Genomic DNA, 23,768 nt, shown 5'->3' with positions numbered 1-23,768 from the left:
TTCAACTCCGAGCGGGCAAGCGACGCGCTCGGTGGCGCGACACCGGACGACTACCGGTCGTCGCTGGGGATGGCCGCGATTTAGCGGTCCAGGAAATCGTCCGCAGTCCCAAGCCCAGAGTGGGATGCGGTTTCCGCTTTGGACTCCTGCCGGAAAGCGCGTCCCAGTCTGAAGGTTCAAAATGGGATGCGCTTTCCGAATCAAAGGCCTTGCGGAAAGCGCGTCCCAGAATTGGCGTTCAAAACGGGGCGCATTTTCCGAAACATGGCCCTGAGGGAAGCTGCGTCCCGTTCGGAGCTGAAATACCGGGACGCTGTTTCCCTTACAAACAGAAGAAGGCGCGCTACCTGCGGTTGATGCAGGCAGCGCGCCTTTTGCGTTGGGCCTCGTTGAGGTTCGAAGTCGTGGCTTGCGACCTTTAGGAGCGGGCGGCTCCGTCGACGGGGAGCACGGCGCCCGTGACGTAGGAGGACATGTCGCTCGCCAGGAAAACAAAGGCGTTGGCGACATCCTCGGGCTCGCCCATGCGACCCAGCGGAATGGTGGCGATGATGGGCTTGATGACCTCTTCGGGCAGGTTGGCGACCATATCGGTCTTGGTTACGCCGGGTGCGACGGCATTGACGCGAATGCCCATGGGGGCGAGCTCGCGCGAGAGCGACTGGACCATGCCGTTGACGGCAAACTTGGACGTGGGGTAACCGACGCCGGAGGGCTGACCGTACTTGGCGACCATCGAGCTCGTGGTGGTGATGGTGCCGCCGTGGCCGGCCTCGGTCATAATCTTGGCGGCCGCCTGGTGACCGTTAAAGACGGCGACGACGTTGAGGTCCATGACTTTGGCGAACTCCTCGGCCGTGTAGTCCAAAAGCGGCGAGCGCTGGGAGATGCCGGCGTTGTTGACGACCGTGTCCAAGCCGCCCATGTCGGTTGCAGCCTGGGTAAAAGCCTCGGTCACGGCCTCGAGTGAGGTGAGGTCGCAGGAGCGGCCCCAGACCTTGGCGTCGGGATAGGCGGCCGCCAGCTTCTCAACGGCCGCGTCGGCAGTCTCCTGGCGCGAGCCAAAGACGGTGACGGCGGCGCCCTCTTCGATAAAACGGCAGGCGATGGCATAGCCGATACCGCGCGTGCCTCCGGTGACGATTGCTTTCTTGCCCTCGAGCAACATAGTGCTTCCTCTCATCGCGGGCGGACACTCTCAGCACAGCGTAGCGGTAGCCGGAATCGACCGCGTTTGCATATCGGTGAACGGTAGCGCGCGTTACCGATGAGCGGCTCGCGCAAATGTGCTCTGCCGTTGTGCTTAGGGCAGGAGGCAAAAGGGCTCCCGTCCCACATCGGACGGGAGCCCTCAAAGCGCGTATTGCTGGGCGAGCGTTGGGTTAGTTGGCCATGACGCCTTCGGTCCAGGCCTCGACGTTCTCGATGCGCAGGACGTTGGCGACCTCGGCCACGCAGTCGACGCTGGCAAGCTCGGCCGCGGCAGCCTGGACGTCCTTCTCGAGCGCGCGGTGCGTCAGGAAGATGACCGAGCAGGCATCGCTGACGCCCGACTTGCCGTCCTCGACCTGGTTGATGAGCGAGATCGAGATGTTGTGCTTGGCAAAGATATCGACCGTCTCGGACAGGGCACCCACGCGGTCGGCGACCTTCAGGCGCACATAGTACTTGGTCTGGAGCTCGTCCATGGGCTTAAAGGCGAGGTTGTGGCCATAGGGCTCAATCTCGGGCAGCGGAGCCACGCCGCGGCTGATCTGCTCGGAGAGCGACAGGATGTCGCCCACGACAGCACTCGCGGTGGGGAAGGAGCCTGCGCCCGCGCCGTAGAACATGGTCTCGCCCACGGCGTCACCCACCACGTAGACGGCGTTCATGGCGCCGTTGACCTTGGCGAGCATGTGGTCGGCGGGGATCAGCGTGGGATGCACGCGGACGTCGACGCCGGCGTCGGTGTTGCGGGCGATGCCGAGCAGCTTAATGGTGTAGCCGAGCTCGCGGGCCTGGGCGATGTCCTCGGCGCCGATGGTACGGATACCCTGCTGGTACACATCGTCGGTGGTAACGCGGGTGCCAAAGCCGATGGAGGCGAGAATCGCCGTCTTGCTGGCGGCGTCGAAGCCGTCGACGTCGGCGGACGGGTCGGCCTCGGCATAGCCCTTGGCCTGCGCGTCGGCAAGCACGTCGGCGTAATCGGCGCCCTCGGCGTCCATGCGCGACAGGATGTAGTTGGTGGTGCCGTTGAGAATGCCGGCGATGGTCAGGATCTTGTTGCCCACCAGGTCGTGCTCGAGCGTGCTCACGATGGGGATGCCGCCGCCGCAGCTGGCCTCGCACTTAATCTGCACACCGCACGTGCGCGCCTTCTCGGCAAGCGTCTCGACGTGACGGCCCAGCAGGGCCTTGTTGGCAGAGACGACGTGCTTGCCGTGCTCAAAGGCGGTGGTGAAGATCTCGGTCGCGGGATGTTCGCCGCCGATCAGCTCGACGACGATATCGACGGCGGGGTCGGTAACGACGTCATGCCAGTCACTCGTAAAGGCCTCGCGCTCAATACCGGCTGCCTCGGCCTGCTCCCAGGCAAGCGCGCAGGCGCGGGTCAGCTTAAGGTCGATGCCGTAGGCGGCCAGGTACTCATCGTGGTGGCTCTTGATCAGACGGGCCACGCCGCCGCCGACGGTTCCCAGACCGATCAGACCGACGTTCACGGTGCGCAGGGGTTCGCTCATAGATAGCTCCTTCGTGCATCTTATAGATTGATTGATCAAGTAATGTTGAGTGCATTCTAGCGTGAACCGAGAGCGCGTGCTCGCCAGGCAACAGGAGTCGCACAAAACGGCACCCCCGAAACGCTGCGGAAACATTGGAAACATGCTCGCTACAAACGGAACTCCGTAACAAACTGTCAACGTTTACGCCATAAGGTTTGCCCCGTACCGCAAGACGGCCGCACCGCGGCCAGCGAAAAAGGGGGACACCATGTTCAACATCAACAGCACGCTCAGCCGTAGGAACTTTCTCGCCGGCGCCGCGGCGCTCGGCAGCGCTGCCGCACTCGCTGGTTGCTCGTCGGGTGGCTCGGACGGCGGCTCCGCCGATGACGGTAAGACCTTCAAGATCGGTGTCATCGGCCCTCTGACCGGCGCCGCGGCAACCTATGGCGTTTCGGCCGAGAAAGGTGCCAAGCTCGCCGCCAAGGATTTCTCGACCAAGGATCTCAAGCTCTCGCTTAAGTCCGAGGATGACGTCGCCGACGGCGAGAAGGCCATCAACGCCTTCAATACCTTGTGCGACTGGGGCATGCAGGCGCTCGTCGGCCCCGTCACGACTGGTGCCGCCGTCGCCGTCTCGGGCGAGATCGCCGACGATATGCTCATGGTCACGCCTTCGGCCTCGTCGCTCGACGTCACCAAGGATAAGACCACGGTCTTTCAGGTTTGCTTCACCGATCCCACCATGGGCGCCAGCGCCGCGAAGTTCCTGGCCGAGAAGTATGCAGACGCCAAGATCGCCCTGTTCTACAACTCCGGCGATACGTATAGCTCGGGCGTTGCCGACGCTTTTGCCGAGCAGGCCAAGGCGTCCAAGCTCGATATCGTCGATACCGAGACCTTTAAGGACGACTCTTCCACGAGCTTTACCAACCAGCTCACCAAGGCCAAGGAGGCCGGCGCCACGCTTATCTTTGCCCCGATCTATTACACGCCGGCGTCCGTCCTGCTCAAGAACGCCAAGGACATGGGCTACGAAATGACCCTCATGGGCACCGACGGCATGGACGGCCTGCTCTCCGTTGAGGGCTTCGACACCTCTCTTGCCGAGGGCGTGCTGCTCATGACCCCGTTCTCTGCCGACGATGAGAAGAACGCCGACTTCGTCAAGGCATATAAGGACGCCTACAACGAGACGCCCAACCAGTTTGCCGCCGATGCTTATGACTGCATCCACGCGATTGTCGAGGCAATCGATGAGGCGGACATCGACATTACGGTCGACGGCGCCGACATTGCCGGCGACCTTGCCAAGGCTATGCGCAAGATCAAGATTGAGGGCCTGACAGGCGAGCTCACGTGGAACGACGAGGGCCAAGTCGAGAAGCCCGCTACGGCCTATGTGATTCAGGACGGCAAGTACATCGCCGCCTAAGTGCATATAACGAGACCGGTGGGGCCATGTTATTCAGGGCAGGAAAGGTTGTAACAGAACGGAAACATTACTTTCACACAATAAAGTCGCTAAACTGTATAAACCGACAGAAATACGCATAATTATGGATAAATGGACAAGGCAAAAGAAAAGTTGAAATAATCGCCACTTTTCTCAACTAAAGCGTCTACTATTTTGCGAACGCCGAAGACGGCGGAGGATGGCCTGTCGGGTAACCGAAACCCGACGAGATTTGAGAGGAGAGCCGCATGTCGAGCCTCACCGGTAAGTCATTGAACCCTGTTATGAATCGCAGGAGCGTTATCGCGAGCGCAGCAGGTCTGGGGGCGATGTCCATTCTAGCTGGCTGCTCCTCCAACGGCGGCGACAGCGGTTCCGCTTCGAGCGACGCTTCGTTTAAGATCGGCACCATTGGCCCGCTGACCGGTGCCGCCGCGTCTTACGGCAAGTCCGTTACCCAGGGCGTCGAGCTTGGCTGCAAGGACTTCTCCACCAAGGAGCTGCCGCTTGCCAGCAAGGCCGAGGACGACCAGGCCGACGGCGAGAAGGCCGTCAACGCCTTTAATAACCTGCTCGACTGGGGCATGCAGGCCCTCGTCGGCCCGACCACCACGGGTGCGTCGGTTGCCGTTGCCGCAGAGTGCAGTAACGACCCCAAGACATTCATGATCACCCCGTCCGCGTCCTCCGAGGACGTCACCGACGGAAAGGATTGCGTCTTCCAGGTTTGCTTTACCGACCCCAACCAGGGCGTCAACGCTGCCAAGTTCCTGGCAGAGAAGTATGCGGACGAGAAGTTCGTGCTGTTCTATAACTCCGGCGACGCTTATTCTTCGGGCATTGCAGATTCCTTTAAGGCTCAGGCCGCTGAGTCTAAGCTCGAGATTGTTGACGAGGAGACCTTTAAGGACGACTCCGCTACGAGCTTTACCAACCAGCTGACCAAGGCCAAGCAGGCCGGCGCCACCATGATCTTTGCGCCGATCTACTACACGCCGGCGTCCGTCCTGCTCAAGAACGCCAAGGACATGGGCTACGACGTCAAGATGATGGGATGCGACGGCATGGACGGCATCCTGGGCGTCGAGGGCTTCGACACCTCTCTTGCCGAGGGTCTGCTGCTCATGACCCCGTTCTCCGCCGACGACGAGAAGAATGCCGACTTCGTCAACGCTTACAAGGATAAGTACGGCGATACCCCCGACCAGTTTGCCGCCGATGCCTACGACGGCGTGCACGCGGTGGCCGAGGCCCTCAAGGAGGCCGGTCTTGGTGTCGACGCCGACCCGACCGAGGTCGCCGAGAAGCTGCCCAAGGCTATGCTCAAGATTACCGTTGACGGTCTGACCGGCAAGCTCTCCTGGAACGACAAGGGCCAGGTCCAGAAGGATCCTACGGCGTATGTCATCACCGACGGCAAGTACGTACTGGCCTAATAGGCCGCCTTACATAGAGCGGTTTTGATCCCAAGCAGGGGAGGTTTTCGCCTTCCCTGCTTGCTTGGTATCTGGGGACAACGTAACGTCCCTGTTTCATACATCAACTGGAAACCTATTCGAAAGGGGGATGTGGAACATGACGGTCTTTATCCAATACCTGGTCAACGGCCTGTCCATGGGCAGCGTCTACGCCATCATCGCGTTGGGCTACACCATGGTCTACGGTATCGCCAAGATGCTCAACTTCGCTCACGGCGATGTCATCATGGTCGGTGCCTATGTCTCGTTCTGCGCCACGTCGTATCTCGGCCTCCCGGGCTGGGCATCTGTAGTTCTCTCTTGTGTGGTCTGCACGGTTCTCGGTGTTCTCATTGAGGGTCTGGCCTATAGGCCGCTGCGCCAAGCAGGCCCGCTGGCCGTTCTGATCACGGCCATCGGTGTGTCCTACTTCCTGCAGAATGCCGCGCAGCTTCTGTGGGGCGCCACGCCCAAGAACTTCACTTCGCTCGTCACCTTCCCGGTGCCGGAGTTCTTGGCCAAGTTCAACGTAAGTGCCGTCTCGCTTGTCACCATCGTCGCCTGCCTGGTTATCATGGCCGGTCTGATGATCTTTACAGGTAAGACCAAGATGGGCAAGGCCATGCGCGCCGTGTCCGAGGACAAGGCCGCCGCTCAGCTCATGGGCATCAACGTCAACCGCACCATCTCGATGACGTTCGCCATCGGCTCCGCCCTTGCCGCCATCGCCGGTGTGCTCCTGTGCTCCTACTCGCCGGTTCTGCAGCCCACCACGGGCGCCATGCCTGGCATCAAGGCCTTCGACGCTGCCGTTTTCGGCGGCATCGGCTCCATCCCCGGTGCCTTTGTCGGCGGCATTCTCATCGGCATCATCGAGGCGATGGCGCAGGCTTACATTTCCACGAGCCTTGCCAACTCCATCGTCTTTGGCGTTTTGATTATCGTCCTGCTCGTCAAGCCTGCCGGCCTCTTGGGCAAGTACGTACCCGAGAAGGTGTAGGTGAGCGTTATGAAGTTTCTTACAGACAAGCAGACGCGTCACGACTTTGTCACGTACGCCATGTGCGTTGTGGCGTTCGCCATCGTGTTCTTTATGCAGTCTAACCACATGATTCCGCGCATGATTGTCGGTCAGCTGGTTCCCATCACGGCCTATATCGTCATGGCCATCTCGCTCAACCTCGTCGTCGGCATCGCGGGTGACTTGTCGCTGGGCCACGCGGGTTTTATGAGCGTCGGCGCCTATACGGGAATCGTCACCGCCGTCGCGCTGGAGAGCGCCGTTCCGTCCGACCCGGTGCGTCTGATCATCAGCATTGTGGTCGGCGCTATCGCCGCTGCCATTCTGGGCTTCCTGATCGGTATTCCGGTTCTTCGCCTGAGCGGTGACTACCTGGCCATCGTAACCTTGGCCTTTGGCGAGATTATCAAAGAGATCGTTACCTGCCTCATTGTGGGCGTCGATTCCCGCGGCCTGCACGTGATCTTTAACATCACGGGCAATTCCACGATCGACGACCTACACCTGCTCGAAGACGGCACCGCTATCATCAAGGGTGCCCAGGGCGCATCTGGTGTTTCGACCTACTCGACGTTCCTTGCTGGCGCCATCCTGGTTATGGTTGCGCTCGTGATTGTGCTCAACTTGGTCCGCAGCCGCACCGGTCGTGCCATCATGGCCGTGCGCGATAACAAGATCGCTGCCGAGTCCGTGGGTATCTCCGTCACCCAGTACCGCATGATCGCCTTCGTGGTTTCCGCCGCTCTCGCCGGTGCTGCCGGAGCCCTCTTCGGCGGTAACTTCTCGCAGCTCTCCGCCACTAAGTTCGACTTCAACACGTCGATTCTCATTCTGGTGTTCGTGGTCCTGGGCGGTCTGGGCAACATGCGCGGTTCCGTCATCGCGGCGGCGCTGCTCACGGTGCTCCCCGAGCTGCTCCGTCAGTTCTCGGACTACCGCATGCTCATCTACGCCATCGTGTTGATTCTGGTCATGGTCTTTACTAACAACCCGCAGCTCAAGGCGTTCTTCGCGCGCATTAAGGACCGCTTTGCTTCCAAGAAGGAGGTGGCAGCCGATGCCCAGTAAGTTTGAGTTCAACAAGGGCAAGATGGTCCCGTATCCTTCTGGCGCCATCGTTCCCGACCGCGACCTGGGCGAGCGCCCGGCGCTCGAGTGCATCCACCTGGGCATTGAGTTCGGCGGCCTTAAGGCGGTCGACGACTTTAGCCTGACCATCGGTAAGACCGAGATCGCCGGTCTCATCGGCCCCAACGGAGCCGGCAAGACCACGGTCTTCAACCTGCTCACCAAGGTGTACCAGCCCACGCACGGCACCATCCTGCTCGACGGTGAGGACACCTCGGGCAAGTCCGTCTACCAGGTCAACCGCATGGGTATCGCTCGTACCTTCCAAAACATCCGCCTGTTCAACACCATGACGGTGGAGGACAACGTAAAGGTCGGCCTGCACAACCAGGAGCGCTACTCCGGCTTTGAGGGCGTGCTGCGCCTGCCGACGTATTGGAAGCACGAGAAGGCCGCCCATGAGCGCGCCATGGAGCTTCTGTCTATCTTTGATATGGAACATCTGGCGAACGAGCAGGCCGGCTCGCTGCCTTACGGCGCTCAGCGTCGTTTGGAGATCGTCCGCGCGCTTGCCACCAATCCCAAGCTACTACTGCTCGACGAGCCTGCCGCCGGCATGAACCCGTCCGAGACTGCGGAGCTCATGGCGAACATCGTCAAGATTCGCGACACCTTTGGCATTGCCATCATGCTCATCGAGCACGACATGTCGCTCGTCATGAATATTTGCGAGGGTATCTGCGTGCTTAACTTTGGCAAGGTCATCGCCAAGGGCACGGCCGAGGAAATCCAGAACAACGAAGCCGTTATTGAGGCTTATCTGGGCAAGCAGGATAAGGGGGAGAACTAAATGGCAGAGCCGATGCTTTCCGTCTACAACATCAACGTCTGGTACGGCGCCATCCACGCCATTAAGGACATCTCCTTTAACGTTAACGAGGGCGAGATCGTGGCCCTGATTGGCGCGAACGGCGCCGGCAAGTCCACGACGCTCAAGACTGTCTCGGGCCTGCTGCGCTCCAAGACCGGCTCCATCAAGTTTATGGGCGAGGACATTATCCATACGCCCGCCGACAAGCTGGTTGGCAAGGGCCTGTCTCAGGTACCCGAGGGGCGTCGTGCCTTTTTGCAGATGACGGTCGAGGAGAACCTGGAGATGGGTGCCTATACACAGCCCAAGTCTACGGTTGCCCCGGGCCTCGAACGTGTTTACGAGCAGTTCCCGCGCCTGAAGGAACGCCGTCGCCAGGTGGCCGGCACCCTTTCGGGCGGCGAGCAGCAGATGCTCGTTATGGGTCGTGCCCTTATGAGTAACCCCAAGCTGCTCATGCTCGACGAACCCTCCATGGGTCTGGCGCCGATCCTGATCGAGCAGATCTTCCAGATTGTCGAGGATTTGCACAAGGCCGGCACCACGGTGCTCCTGGTCGAGCAGAACGCGCAGATGGCGCTTTCCATCGCCACACGCGGCTACGTGCTCGAGACCGGCAAGATCACCATGACCGGCACCGGCCAAGAGCTGCTGCACGACGACAACGTCCGCAAAGCTTATCTTGGTGGTTAATCCATCCAGTAATAGGGGCGCTGACCAACTCGGTCAGCGCCCCTTTTGAAATGATCCGTTGGCTTGGTTTTTAAAGTGCGACAATGCCGTGTGGAAATAGAAGTGTCATCTGGGGGTCTATCTATGCTGTACGAGTTTTGTGCCGAGAACTTTGAGCGGGTGCCGGCGGCCATTGCGGCCGGTGCGGGACGCATTGAGCTGTGCGACAACCTTGCGGTTGGAGGCACCACGCCCTCGGCCGGCGTTATCAGCGCTACGACCAGCTATGCTCGCGAGCACGATGCACGGGTGATGTGCATGATCCGTCCGCGTGGCGGCGACTTTCACTACAACCAGGACGAGCTGCGCATGATGGAGATGGACTTGGGCCTTGCCGTAAGTGCCGGCGTCGATGGCTTGGTCTTTGGTTGCTGCAAGCCTTGTGCCGGCGGATGGGCGCTCGATGAACTTGCGTTGGGCGCCCTTGTGATGGCTGCGGGCTGCGCGACCGAGGAGTGCAAGCGCGAGCCCATCGACATCACCTTTCACATGGCGTTTGACCAGCTCTCGCCCGAGGCTCAGCTCGACGCGATTGACACGCTCGCCGACTGCGGCATAACGCGCATCCTGACGCATGGCGGTGCCGCCGGCACGCCGATTGAGGACAACCTGGAGCATCTGTCGCACCTTATCGACTACGCGGACGATCGCCTGACCATCCTTCCCGGCGGCGGCATTTCCACGGCCAACCGCGATACCGTGGCTGCGGCACTGGGCGTCTCCGAGCTCCATGGCACCAAGATCGTGCCGCTGGAGGTATAACCCGTGCCCCTGGTATTTGACGTTCAGCAGGCGAGCGGGAAGCCCGACGACAACCGGCGCCCTGGCACCGCGTGCCCCTTTTGCGATACCGAGGAACTCGCCAATATCATCCGGCGCGACGGTGACTGTATCTGGCTCGAGAATAAGTTCAAGACCCTGCGCGCCACCCGTCAAACCGTGCTGATCGAGTCGGCCGACCACGACGCAGACCTGGTGACCTATGCGCCGGACGAGCTGCATCATGTGATGCGGTTTGCCCTGGGTTGCTGGCAGCAGATGATCGATTCACGGCAGTATCGAAGCGTGCTCATGTACAAGAACAAGGGTCCGCTCTCGGGCGGTAGTCTCGTTCATCCGCACATGCAGATTGTGGGTTTGGAGCAGGAAGATGGCTATGCTTCGCTGACTTCCGCCAATTTCGAAGGCATCAATGTCTGGCAACAGGGGAGAATTGCGGTCAACATCTCAACCGAACCGATTATGGGATTCTTTGAGGTCAACGTTTCAGCTCCGCGGGGAATCGCCGCCAGCGATGACACGCGGGACCAAGCCGAGGTGGATCTCTTCGCCGATGCGATCCAGGTAGCTCTGCGTTATATCCTAAACGAGCACCACGGTGGCCGTGCAGATTCGTACAACTTGTTCTTCTATCACCTGGGCGGTCAGACCATTGCCAAGGCGCTGCCGCGTTGGGTGGTTTCGCCCTACTTTGTCGGCTATCGTTTGGCCCAGGTCAATGCCGAGACGACGCTCGATATCGATGCTGAGCGTCTGCGCGCGCATCTGGAAACGCTCGTATAGCAAGACTAACACCCGCGTAATGCGGACAGCCTAGCGTGCCATGGCGTCGCGGCCGGCCTCGACGCGCTTGCGCTGGGGAGCGCGCTCCTCGCCGGTTAGACGCTCAAAGAGATGCCCGATAAGCGAGGCAAGTACCTGCTGAAACAGCGTTCCGCACATGACGGGAAATACGACTTCGCCCGGAAAGTATTGCGTGGCGATGACGGCGCCCGAAGAGATGTTGCGCATGCCGCAGGTAAAGCACATGGTAGTCGTTTCGCTATACGGCAGATGCAGTGCGCGGGCGACCAGAATACCGATGACAAAGCCGCTGATGGCGAAGATCAAAATAAAGAGGGCGACTTCCAAGCGCACCGCGTTCATGTGCAGCACGTACTCGCTCATGGCGGTAGAGTTCGACGCGATAACACCCATCATCATGAACTTGCAGGCGGGCGAGAGCGCGGGGGAGAGCTTCTCGTGTCCCCATCCGCGCGTGAGTTCGTTAATCACGATGCCGAGCAGGGCGGGGATAGCGATCATGAAGGCCATGTTCTGCATCATGCCCGGCACGTCGATCGGGACGGTGGCGCCCAGCAAGAGCTTAAGCGTGAGCGGAATCGTAACGGGTGAGATAACCGAGGACGTCAGGATGATGGTGAGCGCGAGCGGGCCGTTGCCGCCGAACATGCTAATCCACATAAAGGCAGTGACTGCCACAGGTACGCTGTACTCGAGCACGATACCGCAGACTAGGTTGGGGTTGGAGCCAAAGAACAGCGACCCCATGGCATAGGCTGTTATGGGAATAAGCGCCGCCGAGACCAGCAGCGCCAAAATCAGGTGCAGCGGACGGCGGATTACTTCGGCTACCTGATGGAAGGTGTTGCTGAGGGCACCTTGGAACGTCATAAAGGCAAACAGGGTGGGGACGATGGGCTTGAGTACGCCGATCTGCTGGGGAAAGAGCACGCCGAGCGTCACGCAAATCGGAACGATGATCTGCATATGCCCCGCGAGGAACTTACCCAGTCCAACCCATTGCTTCATATGCGCTTGTGACTCCCTTTGCTCGTGAATCCGTTTTGAATGGATATGCTAGACGCTCGCATGCGTCCGTGTGGCTGAAACGCTCGATTATTTCGAGGCTATTACCGCCCTCGTTTATCGAAACCACGGCGTGCTGGACGTTGTGCGTCCGCGCCGCACGGTATAATAAATCCGTTCAACAGATCTGCCTGCCGAAGCGGGCATACACAGAGGACTCATCGCTATGAACCGTGAGAGGTATTGCGGCGACCTGCCCCTATCGGGGGTGGGCGCCTATGTCATCGCTTAAGACAACGCATCGCTGGGCGGTCGCTCAGCAAAACCCCGAGCTCGAAAAGGAGCTTTCGGCTGGCCTGGGCATACCCGGGCTGGTGGCGCGCATTATGGTTGCGCACGGCATTACATCCATCGAGGAAGGCCAGCTTTTTTTGACGCCTTCGCTCGATCGCGACTGGGCGGACCCGCTCGTTATTCCGGGTATGGCGGTCGTCGTCGACCGCGTTGAGCGTGCTATTCGCAGCCACGAGCGCATCGCCGTCTTTGGCGATTTTGACGTCGACGGCATTACGTCGACTTGTCTGTTGACCGAGGCGCTGCGTTCGTTTGGCGCCAACGTCACGCCGTTTATTCCGCATCGTTTTGACGAGGGCTACGGCCTGTCGCGTGCGGCGCTCGACCGCGTTAACGAGCTCGCTCGCCCCCAGCTGATCGTGACCGTCGATAACGGCATTGCCGCCAAGGAAGAGGCCTCCTATCTGGAGAGCCTGGGGATCGATTTGGTGGTCACGGACCATCACGAGCCGTCCGACCAGGTGCCGCAGGGCGTGCCCCTGACCGACCCCAAGCTCGAGGACAAGGGTCCCTCGCGCGAGCTTGCCGGTGCCGGCGTGGCACTCAAGCTGGTGCAGGTCCTGGGCGAGCGTTTGGGCAAGCCGTCGTATTGGCGTTCGCTGATAGAGGTCGCGGCGCTGGGCACCGTGTCCGACATGATGCCGCTTACGCCCGAGAATCGCGCACTGGTCGCCGAGGGCATCCAGCAGATGCGCGTGACGGCCCGTCCCGGCTATATCGCGCTTGCCGCACTTGCCAAGGCCGACCTTTCTACCATTACGGCCGACGGCCTGTCGTTTTCGCTCATCCCCCGTCTGAATGCTGCCGGCCGCATGGCCGATCCCAAGCTGGCGCTCGACCTGCTGCTTGCCCGCGACCCCATCGAAGCGAGCGCGCTTGCCGCCGAGCTCGAGGAAATCAATCGCCAACGCCGCGAGATCGAGGCCGAGCTTACGCGCGATGCCATGGCGAAGGTCGAGGAGACTTATGACGGCGGGCGCGCAATCGTCGTGGGCGGCGAGGGCTGGCACGAGGGCGTTAAGGGCATCGTGGCGAGCCGCTTGACCAATCGCTATCACGTGCCGGCGCTACTCTTCTCGATCGAGGACGGCGTTGCGCGCGGATCGGGCCGCTCGGTGGGCAAGATCAACTTGTTCGACGCCGTCGAGCGTTGCTCCGACCTGCTGATTCGTCGCGGCGGGCATGCCGGTGCGGTGGGTGTGACCATCGAGGCATCCAAGCTCGATGAGTTCCGCCGTCGCCTTTCGGCCGTGCTATCGGAGCTTCCCGCCGAGGACTTTGAGGACACTGACGAGGTTGCCGCCACCGTTGACCTCTCCGAGCTAAATATCGAGACCATCGAGCAAATTTCCCGTCTTGAGCCGTTTGGCCAGGGCAATAAGGTGCCGCTTCTGGCCGCCGAGGGCGTGACGATGTGCGATCGCGCCGTGGTGGGCAAAACCGGCGAGCACATGCGCTTTGTGGCGACCGATGGTGCCGCGAGTGTGCCGGCCATCATGTTCCGCGTGCCGCAGATCGATAGGCTCATCAATTGCGACAGCGCCGTCGACTTGGTGTTCGAGGCCGTGGCCGAGCATTGGCAGGGACGTGTGAAGCCCAAGCTCATGATCAAAGATGTCTTGGTGCGCGATACCGCGGCGCCCAATATCGACGATCCGGCATGTGAGCTTCGCCGCGGCGTGCAACCGGCGGATTCTGGTCTGCGCCTGGAGTCGCGTAAACGCGAGACGCTCGCCCAGCTTTCTTATACCGAGCTCACGCGCTCGCTTCTCCATAGCTTTATCGGCTCGAACCAGCCGCATCGCGCGCAGGTCGAGGCACTCGACGCGCTTGCCGACCATCAGAGCGTTTTGGCCGTTATGGGGACGGGGCGTGGCAAGTCTCTGATTTTCCATGTGCATGCCGCGCGCGAGACGGTTCTTCGCGGGCGTGCGAGCATTTTTGTCTATCCTCTGCGTTCGCTCGTTGCCGATCAGGCCTATCACCTTTCCTCGACGATGGCCGCGCTCGGCATTGGTGTCGGCGTGCTGACTGGCGAGACCGTGGAGGCCGTGCGTGATGACGTGTTCGCCGGCCTTGCTTCGGGTCGCACCGGTATCGTTCTCACGACGCCCGAGTTCTTGTCTATCCACCGCGATCGATTTGCGCGTTCTGGACGTATTGGCTTCGTTGTTATCGATGAGGCGCACCATGCCGGTCTTGCTAAGGGTGGTGACCGGAGTGCATACCTCGATATGCCCGATATTCTTAAAGCCCTGGGCGACCCCGTTGTCATGGCGGCAACGGCTACCGCGACGGCTCCAGTTGTGGCAGAGCTTGCTCGCGTATTGCCGATTACCAGCACGGTGGTCGACGAGACCGTTCGCGAGAACCTACAACTCGAGGACGATCGTGACCTTGCGAGCCGTGAAAATCGCCTGGTTTCGATCGTTGCGACGGGGGAGAAGACCGTCATCTACGTGAACTCGCGCGACCAGTCCGTTGCGCTTGCCAAGACGTTGCGCAAACGTGTGCCCGACTGCGCGACCCATATCGCGTTCTATAACGCCGGGCTTGCGCGTTCCGATCGTCGACGCGTCGAGGAGGCGTTTCGAGATGGCAGCCTGAGCTGCATCGTTTCAACCTCGGCCTTCGGTGAGGGCGTCAACCTGCCCGATATCCGTCATGTCGTGCTCTACCACATGCCGTTTGGCGCGATTGAGTTTAACCAGATGAGTGGCCGTGCCGGCCGCGATGGGCAGCCTGCCGTGATTCACCTGCTCTATTCGTCTCGTGACGCTCGTATTAATGAGCGCCTGCTCGATTGTTACGCGCCCGAGCGCGATGAGCTTGTCACGCTCTATCGGGCGCTGCAGACCATGTGGCGCTCCAATCGTGGCAAGACGGGGGACGATTCATTCTGCGCAAGCGATATCGACATTGCGCAGATGTGCCTTGCAATCGACGCGCGCACGCCGGTCGATGAGCGTTCGGTGGCAAGCGGCTTGGGAATCTTCGAAGAGCTCGGTTTCTGTCACGTTTCGGGGTTTGACGATACCCGTCGCATCGCGATGACCGAAAACCCCGGGCGCGTGCAGTTGAGCAGGTCGATCCGCTATTTGGAGGGCTTGCGCTCGCGCATGGAGTTCTCGGCTTTCCGGAGTTGGGCACTCGATTCGTGCGCTTCTGATATGCTTACCAAAATTAACCGCCCGATCGTACCGCGGGCCTAGGGAAGGGGACCTCGATGGATGCCGCAGCCCGTACCGCCCATGATTCCGCCCTCCAGCCCTTTTCGGAGATGGAGCACTATACGCATGCCGATGATCTGCCGCCCGAGATTATGGCGGACAGCTACGACAAGCTGGAGCGCCTGTGCCTTAAATATATGAGTGAGGATGACTTCTCCAAGGTGGAGCAGGCCTACTGCTTTGCTGCCGAGAAGCACTGCAACCAAAAGCGGCGCTCGGGTGAGATGTACATTAACCATCCCGTCGAGGTGGCTATCATTTTGGCCGACCTTAAGATGGACTGCGATGTGGTGTGCGCTGCATTGCTGCACGATACCGTCGAGGATACCGATACCTCGCTTGCCGATGTTTCGGGTCTGTTTGGCGAAACCGTGGCAGAGCTCGTCGACGGCGTGACCAAGCTCACCAACATCGAAGTCGACAACATGGACGAAAAGCAGGCGCTTACGCTGCGCAAGATGTTCCTCGCCATGTCCAAGGACATTCGCGTCATCATCGTCAAACTCGCCGACCGCCTGCATAATATGCGCACGCTTGCCGCCCTGCGCGAGGACCGCCGCCTGTTTAAGGCGCGCGAGACCATGGATGTGTATGCGCCCCTGGCCGACCGCCTGGGCATGAGCTCTATCAAGTGGGAACTCGAGGATCTGTCCTTCTTCTACCTTGAACCCGACGCTTACCAGCGCATCGCCCGCATGGTGGCAGAGTCACGCGAGGTTCGCGAACGCTTTCTGGCCGAGACTATCAAGACGCTTACCGATGAGCTCGACCGCATTGGCCTTGAGGGTTTTCAGATCAACGGTCGTTCCAAGCACTATTGGTCCATCTATCAAAAGATGAAGCGCAAGGGCAAGGAGTTCTCCGAGATTTATGATCTGGTGGCGCTGCGCGTCATCACCCATTCGGTGCGCGATTGCTATTCCACGCTTGGTGCCGTGCATACTTTGTGGCATCCCATGCCCGGTCGTTTTAAAGACTATATCGCCATGCCCAAGGTCAATAACTACCAATCGCTCCATACGACGGTTATCGGCCCCACGGCCCGTCCGCTCGAGATTCAGATTCGAACCTACGAGATGCACGAGCAGGCCGAGTACGGCATCGCCGCCCACTGGCTATATAAGAAATCGGGCGGATCGTCTGCCTCCAAGACCAACGACGCACAGCGTCTGGACGATCAGATTAACTGGCTCAAGCACTCGCTCGATTGGGCAGCCTCTGACGAGATCACCGATGCCAAAGAATATCTGCACTCACTGAAGGTCGACCTGTTTGACCAGGAGATTTTTGTCTTTACGCCCAAGGGTGAGGTCATGGCGCTTCGTGCGGGCTCTACACCGCTCGACTTTGCCTACGCTGTTCATACCGAGGTCGGCAACCACTGCGTCGGCGCCAAAATCAACGGTGCGGTGGCCCCGCTCACGCACGAAATCAAGACGGGTGACCGTGTCGAGATCCTGACTAACAAGAGCTCCAAGCCGTCGCGCGATTGGCTCAAGATCGTCAAGACGCCTTCGGCCAAGTCAAAGATTCGCCGTTACTTCGCCGCTGCGACCAAAGACGATGACGCTGCTGCCGGTCGCGATATGCTGGCCAAGGACCTGCGCAAGCGCGGGTACGGCATCTCTACGCCGCGATCCACGCGTGCACTCAATGCCGTGGCGGAGCAGTTTAACTTCAAGCAACTCGAGGACCTGTTCGCAGCCGTTGGCGCGGGCAAGGTCGCCCCGCGCGCTGTGGGCAATAAGGTCGAGCAAATCTTGGATCCCAAGCCCGAGGAGCAGCTTACCAAGGCCGAAGCCATCGCTGAGGTCGTCAAGCAGCCTGCCCGCGGTTCCAACCGCAAACCGCAAAAGCGTGGCAAGAGTGCAAGTAACGGCATTATCGTCAAGGGCGAGAGCAACAGCGGCCTGCTGGTTCGTCTGGCGCATTGCTGCAATCCGGTGACGGGCGACGACATCGTGGGCTTTATCACGCGCGGTCGAGGCGTCTCGGTGCATCGTGCCAACTGCCCCAACGTCAAGGGTCTCATGGAACACCCCGAGCGCATGATTGACGTGGAGTGGGATGGTGCTGCCGATACGCTTTTCCAGGTCGAGATCGTGGTCGAGTGCTTGGATCGTATGGGCTTGCTCAAGGATGTCACCATCGCCATTGGCGATGCAGGCGGAAATATCCTTTCCGCCGCTACCTCGACCAACCGCGAGGGCATTGCGACCCTGCGCTTTATGGTCGAGATTTCGGACGCGAGCGGTCTGGATCCGCTGCTGGCATCCATCAGCAGTGTCGACTCGGTCTATGACGCACGACGTCTGATGCCTGGCGAGGGTGGGGCTCAGCTTAAGCGTCGCGTATAGGCGTGACGAACGCACAACGGTAATGATATTGGCTACGTTCGAGGCATCGTTTGATGCCTCGACGCTTGTAGAAGGAGGACGTGCTCATGGTCACTGCAGCTTTGGACTTAACCCCTCGGGGTACGGCTTCGATTGAGGCGCTTGTAAACGGCCCCATTCAGACCAACAGTTACGCCGTAATCTCGAGCGGCGAATGCCTGATTATCGATCCGGCCTGGGAAGGTGAGCGTCTTGTGGAACATATCTATGCCAAGCATCCTGACGCGCACGTGCTAGGCGCTGTCTGCACCCATGGCCATGCCGATCACGTAGGTGGCGTTGCCGGAGCGCGAGCCGCCGTCGGTAAGGGTTTCCTATATGAGTTAGGTGCGAAGGACGTGTTGGTATCTCGTGAGAATATCGAGGAGCAGCGAGCAATGTGGGGCATCGATACGCCCGATCCGGGCGAGCCGACGCGATTGCTTGCTGAGGGCGATACGATTGAATTGGGTGATATCTGCCTGCAGGTGATCGAGGCGCCCGGTCACACACCGGGTGGCATTGTCTTGTTCGCCGCCACCGAGCAGGGAAGCATCGCCTTTGTTGGCGACACCCTGTTCCCGGGCAGCCACGGCCGCACCGATCTCGCCGGTGGAGACGAGGCGGCGATTCTGCGCTCGCTCTCCAAGCTCGCCCAGCTGCTTCCAGCCGATACCGTTTGTTTAACGGGGCATGGTGATTCGACCACTATGGCGCGCGAGCTCATGCAGAACCCTTTCATGCAGATGTAGCTTTGTAGTCAGCTGCTTAAGCACGAGAAGTGTCCAAACGTCAAGATATTTTCCCCAACGGGCCGATTCCGTAGGGCAAACGGTCAAAAAAAGTCTGTTTGGACGATATTCGTGAACAAACGAACGTTTACGCTCGGGTACGCCGTGGTAAAATCTCATGCGTTATCGGAGCAACCTTACAGGAGGTTTCTTTTATGCTCGTCAACGCAGCAGACATGCTCAAGAAGGCCGAGGCCGGCAAGTATGCTCTCGGTGCCTTCAACACCAACAACCTCGAGTGGACTCTGGCTATTCTCCAGGCCGCCGAGGAGGCCAAGTCTCCGCTGATCCTTCAGTGCACCGCTGGTGCCGCTAAGTGGATGGGCGGTTTCAAGGTCTGCGCCGACATGGTCAAGGCTGCCGTCGAGGCCACGGGTGTTACCGTTCCCGTCGCCCTTCACCTCGATCACGGTTCTTACGAGGACTGCTTCAAGTGCATCGAGGCCGGCTTCACGTCCATCATGTATGACGGCTCTCACGAGGAAACCTTCCAGCTTAATCTCGATCGCACCAAGGAGCTCGTTGAGCTTGCCCATTCCAAGGGCATGTCCATCGAGGCCGAGGTCGGCGGCATCGGCGGCACCGAGGACGGCGTGACCTCCAACGGCGAGCTCGCTGACCCCGCTGAGTGCAAGCAGATTGCTGACCTGGGCGTCGACTTCCTCGCCTGCGGCATCGGCAACATCCACGGCGTGTATCCCGCCGACTGGGCCGGTCTTTCCTTCGAGCGTCTGAGCGAGATCAAGGCTCAGACCGGCGACCTGCCCCTCGTTCTGCACGGTGGTACCGGCATCCCCGAGGATCAGATCAAGAAGGCCATCTCCCTGGGCATCTCCAAGATCAACGTCAACACCGACCTGCAGCTTGTCTTCGCTGCCGCCACGCGTGAGTACGTTGAGGCTGGCAAGGATCAGCAGGGCAAGGGCTATGACCCCCGCAAGCTCCTGAAGCCTGGTCGCGAGGCCATCGTTGCCCGCACTAAGGAGCTCATGGAGGAGTTTGGCTCCGTCAACAAGGCGTAAGTAGCGGTTTAACTTCCCGCCGGAGGCCCCGTTTCCCCTACGCTGTTTCCCTCGCGCTCACCTGGCTTCGCCAGAAGTCGCGCGATGGAATCAGCTCCGGGGAAACGGGGCCTCCTTCGTTAACTCGCTACGGGGTTACTGGGCTGAATTATTTATTTGACTACCGTTCAGCGGTGTTGATGGCTCCCTTGTTGGGGCTTTCTTTTTATGCCGGTACAATGGTCTCGGGTTGTCGTTCTGCGTGGGAGTGGTTATGGCTGTCGTTAATGTTTTGCCTGCCGATGGAAAGGTTGTTGCCGAGGGCCCCGTTGGTTGCTCTGTTGATGTTTGTTGCGATGATTTTCGTCATCTCGATATTGGACTACCGCCTGAGATTCTTCGTCTCAAGGATGCCGGGTACCTGGCGCAGGCTGTTGCTGCTTGCGACCGTCTTTTGGAGCAGAGCCCTGATCCCTCGTTGGCAGCTTGCGTTCGTGCCGAGCGGTATCGCATGATCGAGACGTCGTTTCATTTTTCGGTGTCGCGCGATCAGGCTATTGCGATGATCCGCGAGGAGTGGCCGGAGTTTACCGAGGATCAGTTTGACGACCTGATCGATCGCAAGCGCATCGACTGGCGCTTTATCGATGGCGAACTGTTCGTTCTCGACAACTTCCTTGATTCTTTGCGTGTGTATCCCAAGGAGGTTCCGGGCCTGCGTCCCGATTCTACGGATGGAACTGCGCTGCGCAATCAGATGCTTAAGAAGATGGAATCACAGGGCGGGCTGTCTCGTGCCATTACGCTTAAAGCGTCCGTGTCTGTTCCCGGTGCTCTGGAGGGGGAGACCGTTCGCGCGTGGCTTCCCGTTGCCGCAGCCTGCCGCCAGCAGTCTCATATCGAGATTCTCGATATGACGCCGGAGGGGGTCCTTGCTCCCGCGAACGCTTTGGCGCGTACCGCCTCGTGGGTTTCCTCGGCTGGTCGATCGTTCTCAGTGACCTATCGTTATCTGATTGATGCCGCTTATTGCGATATCTACGGGGGAGCGCTTCCGGCGCATCCGTGTATGGACGCGCCGCTGCCCAAGGATATTTCCGAGGACCGACCGCATATTGCATTCACGCCGTATCTGCAGCAGCTGACCGAACATGTTATCGATGGTCTCGAGGATCAGCTCGACCGCGCTCGGGCTATCTATGATTATTTGACGCATCATATCGACTATCGATACCAGCCACCGTATCTGCTTCTGGGCTCTATCGCCGATGACTGCGCGCATTCGCTTCGCGGTGACTGCGGTGTTATGGCACTCACGTTTATCACCATGTGCCGCATCGCCGGCGTGCCCGCACGTTGGCAGAGCGGCCTGTACGTTGCGCCCGACTCGGTGGGCTCGCATGACTGGGCGGAGTTCTATACACCGCAGACAGGTTGGCTTAACGCCGATGTCTCGTTTGGATCCTCGGCACGCAGGATGGGGGAGGAATGGCGCCGCCGCCACTACTTTGGCAACCTCGATCCATGGCGCATGGTGGCAAACTGTCGGTTCCAGGCAGAGTTTGAACCCGTCTTTGACGGTATGCGTGAGGACCCCTACGATAACCAGATGGGCGAGGCCTCGGTCGACGGCCGCGGATGCCGCCAGCGCGAGATGCTCCGCACGGTCGAACTCATCGAAATGCTCGAAGTTCCATTTTCGGACTAATCCACGGAAAGCTGTGATAAACTAACTCACGCAATACGTGCCCGAGTGGCGGAATTGGCAGACGCAGTGGACTCAAAATCCACCGTTGGCAACAACGTGCGAGTTCGAGTCTCGCCTCGGGCACCATACATGCAAAAGAGCGTTCAAGGGGGTTAAGGCCCCCTTTTTCGTGCCGAACTCGCGTGAGCGCGCGGAGCGTTAAGCAAACAGGCCTGTGGCCTGTTTGTAGCGGAGCGTGGCGAGGGCGCCATGCGCCCGAAGCCCGGGGCTTCGCGAAGCGAAGGCCCTTCGAGTCTCGCCTCGGGCACCATACATGCAAAAGAGCGTTCAAGGGGGGTCGAGGCCCCCTTTTTCGTGTACGTAATGTGATAACGAGCGGTACGTGTTATTATCGCGAAGGCGTTGTTTCCGCAATGCCCTAAAGAGGAACCCGAGGGTTCCCACCTTTTGGCGCCAATGAGCAGCTGACTGGTCATACAACTTAGATTCTCTTCCTCATATCGAGGATGTCTATGTGTACGACCTGGTTGCAAAAAAGCGCCGGGTTATTTTTTTATGAATGGAGGTAGGGAAAATAGCTAAGTCTGATGACACCCGCATCAACGACGAGATCACTGCATCTTCGTGCCGTTTGATTGGCGTCGATGGCTCTCAGCTCGGCCTGTTCGCCATCCGCGATGCCCAGCGCGTCGCCGACGATCAGGGTCTCGACCTTGTCGAGATCGCTCCCAACGCGGAGCCGCCGGTCTGCAAGGTCATGGACTACGGTAAGTTCAAGTACCAGCAGGCCATGAAGGCCAAGGCTGCTCGTAAGAACCAGTCCAAGGTCGAGGTTAAGGAAATGAAGTTCCGACCCAAGATCGACGTTGGCGACTACGAGACCAAGAAGGGCCACGTTCTGCGTTTCCTCAAGAAGGGCGCACGCGTTAAGATCACCATCATGTTCCGCGGCCGTGAGATGGCTCACCCGGAGCAGGGTCTTAACGTTCTCGAGCGTCTCGCCGAGGATCTTAAGCCTTACGCTACGGTCGAGTCCAAGCCTAAGATGGAAGGCCGTAACATGCTTATGCTGCTCGCCCCAATTAAGGGCGCCTTTGATGAGGATAAAGCGGCAAGTGATACTAAGTAACTAGTGTTCTGTAACCGATTAAGGAGTATTTCATGCCTAAGATGAAGTCCCACAGCGGCACCAAGAAGCGTTTCCGCAAGACTGGTACCGGCAAGCTTATGCGCGCCAAGGCTTTCAAGAGCCACATCCTGAGCAAGAAGTCCACCAAGCGTAAGCGTGGCTTCCGTCAGGAGACCGAGATCGCCGCTGCCGACCGCAAGGTCATCAAGTCGCGTCTCGCCTAAGTTAGCGTTCCCGTTTTTCGTTTAACCGTCTAGGAGTTGATAGAACATGGCACGTATTAAGCGCGCTGTTGCCGCCAAGAAGAAGCGCCGTACCGTTATGCACCGTGCGAAGGGTTACTACGGTGCCGCTTCGCGTACTTACAAGCATGCTAAAGAGCAGGTCCAGCACTCTCTGCAGTATCAGTACCGTGACCGCCGCAATAAGAAGCGCGAGATTCGCTCTCTCTGGATCACCCGTATCAACGCTGCTGCTCGCCTGAACGACATCTCTTACTCTCAGTTCATGCACGGCCTGAAGGTCGCCGGTATCGAGCTCGACCGCAAGGTCCTGGCTCAGATGGCTTACGAGGACATCGAGTCTTTCAACGAGCTGGCTACCATCGCCAAGAAGGCTCTCGAGGCCTAATTGATTCTCTTGAATCGCTAGGGGAGTGTCGCGCTGTGCGCGGCGCTCCCTCTTTTTATCTAAGGCGCTGGTTTATATAGCAAAAGCGCGGGTAGATAGACACTTACAGGTGACCGATCTTTATATATCTCTTAACCGAAGGGTCATCATCTGATACGTGCAGTATTTCTGCACCAGCCTTTCTATTACTTATATAGGAAGCGATATATTGTGTAGGACTTGTGAAGAGTGGAATTGACGTCCCACATCGCTTCGCGGTCTGGCAATATATCTCCTTGCCGCGCGGCCCGGTCGGACCGGGAACCGGCGCAGGCGTGCACCTTGAGAACCGGATACTGCGAGGATGGACACACCAGATGTGTCGCATCCGGGCAGACATCGAACCATTTGAAATGGTCTGACTTGGATTCGTTTTTCGCAAGGCCGCCGAGAGGCGGCCCCGAGGAATTCCTTTTCCTATCAAACAGAACCATATGAATCGAACGGAACCGATCAGCGAATGACTGAGAGGACCGGACGGGCTCGAGGCCCATTTATTTTGGACGGAGAGTTCGATCCTGGCTCAGGATGAACGCTGGCGGCGCGCCTAACACATGCAAGTCGAACGGCACCTATCTTCGGATAGAGGCGAGTGGCGAACGGCTGAGT

General features: G+C 59.4%; 19 protein-coding genes, 1 tRNA gene and 1 rRNA gene. 18 read left to right on the top strand and 3 right to left on the bottom strand.

Going from position 1 to position 23,768, the window contains the following annotated elements:
• Positions 1-418 precede the first annotated feature (418 nt).
• Complete coding sequence (locus ACTQ1E_RS08095; protein WP_441033393.1) at positions 419-1,168, bottom strand: SDR family NAD(P)-dependent oxidoreductase; 750 nt, start codon at positions 1,166-1,168, stop codon at positions 419-421.
• Between the two features lie 214 nt (positions 1,169-1,382).
• Positions 1,383-2,726, bottom strand: a complete 1,344-nt coding sequence (locus ACTQ1E_RS08090; RefSeq protein ID WP_427719713.1) for a homoserine dehydrogenase — start codon at positions 2,724-2,726, stop codon at positions 1,383-1,385.
• Positions 2,727-2,976: 250 nt separating this feature from the next.
• Between ACTQ1E_RS08090 and ACTQ1E_RS08085 the strand changes: the two genes are divergently transcribed.
• From ACTQ1E_RS08085 to ACTQ1E_RS08050, 8 genes are all read left to right on the top strand, one after another.
• Positions 2,977-4,143, top strand: a complete 1,167-nt coding sequence (locus ACTQ1E_RS08085) for an ABC transporter substrate-binding protein (RefSeq protein WP_427719714.1) — start codon at positions 2,977-2,979, stop codon at positions 4,141-4,143.
• A gap of 269 nt (positions 4,144-4,412) precedes the next feature.
• Positions 4,413-5,600 (top strand): ABC transporter substrate-binding protein, encoded by a 1,188-nt coding sequence (locus tag ACTQ1E_RS08080; RefSeq protein ID WP_427719715.1) that lies wholly within the window; start codon positions 4,413-4,415, stop codon positions 5,598-5,600.
• 139 nt (positions 5,601-5,739) lie between these two features.
• Positions 5,740-6,621: a branched-chain amino acid ABC transporter permease gene (locus ACTQ1E_RS08075; RefSeq protein ID WP_154517188.1), complete on the top strand. Its 882-nt coding sequence runs from the start codon at positions 5,740-5,742 to the stop codon at positions 6,619-6,621.
• A 9-nt stretch (positions 6,622-6,630) separates the two neighbouring features.
• Entirely contained in the window at positions 6,631-7,710 is a 1,080-nt protein-coding gene (locus tag ACTQ1E_RS08070; RefSeq protein ID WP_427795359.1) for a branched-chain amino acid ABC transporter permease, read from the top strand.
• Positions 7,700-8,560 (top strand): ABC transporter ATP-binding protein, encoded by an 861-nt coding sequence (locus tag ACTQ1E_RS08065; RefSeq protein WP_427719717.1) that lies wholly within the window; start codon positions 7,700-7,702, stop codon positions 8,558-8,560. The genes ACTQ1E_RS08070 and ACTQ1E_RS08065 overlap by 11 nt, the downstream gene beginning before the upstream one ends.
• Positions 8,561-9,274 (top strand): ABC transporter ATP-binding protein, encoded by a 714-nt coding sequence (locus ACTQ1E_RS08060; RefSeq protein WP_229770701.1) that lies wholly within the window; start codon positions 8,561-8,563, stop codon positions 9,272-9,274. It begins immediately after the preceding gene.
• Between the two features lie 123 nt (positions 9,275-9,397).
• Positions 9,398-10,075, top strand: coding sequence for a copper homeostasis protein CutC (locus tag ACTQ1E_RS08055; protein WP_427729154.1), 678 nt, complete (start codon positions 9,398-9,400; stop codon positions 10,073-10,075).
• Between the two features lie 3 nt (positions 10,076-10,078).
• On the top strand, positions 10,079-10,876 hold the full coding sequence (locus ACTQ1E_RS08050; RefSeq protein ID WP_441565758.1) for a DUF4931 domain-containing protein: 798 nt from the start codon (positions 10,079-10,081) through the stop codon (positions 10,874-10,876).
• Positions 10,877-10,906: 30 nt separating this feature from the next.
• On the opposite strand, the gene ACTQ1E_RS08045 is transcribed toward ACTQ1E_RS08050, so the two are convergent.
• Positions 10,907-11,905 carry a bile acid:sodium symporter family protein gene (locus ACTQ1E_RS08045; protein ID WP_441565756.1) on the bottom strand — a complete coding sequence of 333 codons (999 nt, stop codon included), beginning with the start codon at positions 11,903-11,905 and terminating at the stop codon, positions 10,907-10,909.
• 275 nt (positions 11,906-12,180) lie between these two features.
• Here ACTQ1E_RS08045 and recJ point away from each other — a divergent pair, with 275 nt between their 5' ends.
• The 10 genes from recJ to ACTQ1E_RS07995 form a co-directional block, all read left to right on the top strand.
• Complete coding sequence (recJ, locus tag ACTQ1E_RS08040; RefSeq protein WP_441565754.1) at positions 12,181-15,468, top strand: single-stranded-DNA-specific exonuclease RecJ; 3,288 nt, start codon at positions 12,181-12,183, stop codon at positions 15,466-15,468.
• A 14-nt stretch (positions 15,469-15,482) separates the two neighbouring features.
• Complete coding sequence (locus ACTQ1E_RS08035; protein ID WP_154517206.1) at positions 15,483-17,843, top strand: RelA/SpoT family protein; 2,361 nt, start codon at positions 15,483-15,485, stop codon at positions 17,841-17,843.
• An 86-nt stretch (positions 17,844-17,929) separates the two neighbouring features.
• On the top strand, positions 17,930-18,613 hold the full coding sequence (locus ACTQ1E_RS08030) for an MBL fold metallo-hydrolase (protein WP_441565752.1): 684 nt from the start codon (positions 17,930-17,932) through the stop codon (positions 18,611-18,613).
• A gap of 194 nt (positions 18,614-18,807) precedes the next feature.
• On the top strand, positions 18,808-19,674 hold the full coding sequence (gene fba, locus ACTQ1E_RS08025) for a class II fructose-1,6-bisphosphate aldolase (RefSeq protein ID WP_154517212.1): 867 nt from the start codon (positions 18,808-18,810) through the stop codon (positions 19,672-19,674).
• A 253-nt stretch (positions 19,675-19,927) separates the two neighbouring features.
• Entirely contained in the window at positions 19,928-21,361 is a 1,434-nt protein-coding gene (locus ACTQ1E_RS08020) for a transglutaminase-like domain-containing protein (RefSeq protein ID WP_441565750.1), read from the top strand.
• 39 nt (positions 21,362-21,400) lie between these two features.
• Positions 21,401-21,487, top strand: a tRNA-Leu gene (locus tag ACTQ1E_RS08015).
• A 433-nt stretch (positions 21,488-21,920) separates the two neighbouring features.
• Positions 21,921-22,490, top strand: coding sequence for a translation initiation factor IF-3 (infC, locus tag ACTQ1E_RS08010; RefSeq protein WP_006234423.1), 570 nt, complete (start codon positions 21,921-21,923; stop codon positions 22,488-22,490).
• Positions 22,491-22,522: 32 nt separating this feature from the next.
• Positions 22,523-22,714, top strand: coding sequence for a 50S ribosomal protein L35 (gene rpmI, locus ACTQ1E_RS08005; protein ID WP_006234422.1), 192 nt, complete (start codon positions 22,523-22,525; stop codon positions 22,712-22,714).
• 46 nt (positions 22,715-22,760) lie between these two features.
• A complete protein-coding gene (rplT, locus tag ACTQ1E_RS08000) occupies positions 22,761-23,120 on the top strand; it encodes a 50S ribosomal protein L20 (protein WP_006234421.1) in 360 nt (119 codons plus the stop codon).
• 539 nt (positions 23,121-23,659) lie between these two features.
• Positions 23,660-23,768: ribosomal RNA gene (locus ACTQ1E_RS07995) — 16S ribosomal RNA — on the top strand; the annotation flags it as partial.

Origin of the sequence: Collinsella sp. LCP21S3_C7 (assembly GCF_052118485.1) — a bacterium.
GTDB lineage: Bacteria > Actinomycetota > Coriobacteriia > Coriobacteriales > Coriobacteriaceae > Collinsella.
This window is presented reverse-complemented; position numbering and strand designations above follow the sequence as displayed.

What these genes read in the sequence shown, in the direction of transcription:
- ACTQ1E_RS08030 (WP_441565752.1), top strand. Translation starts at nt 17,930, where the DNA reads ATGGTCACTGCAGCTTTGGACTTAACCCCTCGGGGTACGGCTTCGATT.
- ACTQ1E_RS08080 (WP_427719715.1), top strand. Translation starts at nt 4,413, where the DNA reads ATGTCGAGCCTCACCGGTAAGTCATTGAACCCTGTTATGAATCGCAGG.
- ACTQ1E_RS08070 (WP_427795359.1), top strand. Translation starts at nt 6,631, where the DNA reads ATGAAGTTTCTTACAGACAAGCAGACGCGTCACGACTTTGTCACGTAC.
- ACTQ1E_RS08045 (WP_441565756.1), bottom strand. Translation starts at nt 11,905, where the DNA reads ATGAAGCAATGGGTTGGACTGGGTAAGTTCCTCGCGGGGCATATGCAG.
- infC (WP_006234423.1), top strand. Translation starts at nt 21,921, where the DNA reads ATGGAGGTAGGGAAAATAGCTAAGTCTGATGACACCCGCATCAACGAC.
- rpmI (WP_006234422.1), top strand. Translation starts at nt 22,523, where the DNA reads ATGCCTAAGATGAAGTCCCACAGCGGCACCAAGAAGCGTTTCCGCAAG.
- recJ (WP_441565754.1), top strand. Translation starts at nt 12,181, where the DNA reads ATGTCATCGCTTAAGACAACGCATCGCTGGGCGGTCGCTCAGCAAAAC.
- ACTQ1E_RS08060 (WP_229770701.1), top strand. Translation starts at nt 8,561, where the DNA reads ATGGCAGAGCCGATGCTTTCCGTCTACAACATCAACGTCTGGTACGGC.
- ACTQ1E_RS08035 (WP_154517206.1), top strand. Translation starts at nt 15,483, where the DNA reads ATGGATGCCGCAGCCCGTACCGCCCATGATTCCGCCCTCCAGCCCTTT.
- rplT (WP_006234421.1), top strand. Translation starts at nt 22,761, where the DNA reads ATGGCACGTATTAAGCGCGCTGTTGCCGCCAAGAAGAAGCGCCGTACC.
- ACTQ1E_RS08020 (WP_441565750.1), top strand. Translation starts at nt 19,928, where the DNA reads ATGGCTGTCGTTAATGTTTTGCCTGCCGATGGAAAGGTTGTTGCCGAG.
- ACTQ1E_RS08065 (WP_427719717.1), top strand. Translation starts at nt 7,700, where the DNA reads ATGCCCAGTAAGTTTGAGTTCAACAAGGGCAAGATGGTCCCGTATCCT.
- ACTQ1E_RS08090 (WP_427719713.1), bottom strand. Translation starts at nt 2,726, where the DNA reads ATGAGCGAACCCCTGCGCACCGTGAACGTCGGTCTGATCGGTCTGGGA.
- ACTQ1E_RS08075 (WP_154517188.1), top strand. Translation starts at nt 5,740, where the DNA reads ATGACGGTCTTTATCCAATACCTGGTCAACGGCCTGTCCATGGGCAGC.
- ACTQ1E_RS08095 (WP_441033393.1), bottom strand. Translation starts at nt 1,168, where the DNA reads ATGTTGCTCGAGGGCAAGAAAGCAATCGTCACCGGAGGCACGCGCGGT.
- ACTQ1E_RS08055 (WP_427729154.1), top strand. Translation starts at nt 9,398, where the DNA reads ATGCTGTACGAGTTTTGTGCCGAGAACTTTGAGCGGGTGCCGGCGGCC.
- fba (WP_154517212.1), top strand. Translation starts at nt 18,808, where the DNA reads ATGCTCGTCAACGCAGCAGACATGCTCAAGAAGGCCGAGGCCGGCAAG.
- ACTQ1E_RS08085 (WP_427719714.1), top strand. Translation starts at nt 2,977, where the DNA reads ATGTTCAACATCAACAGCACGCTCAGCCGTAGGAACTTTCTCGCCGGC.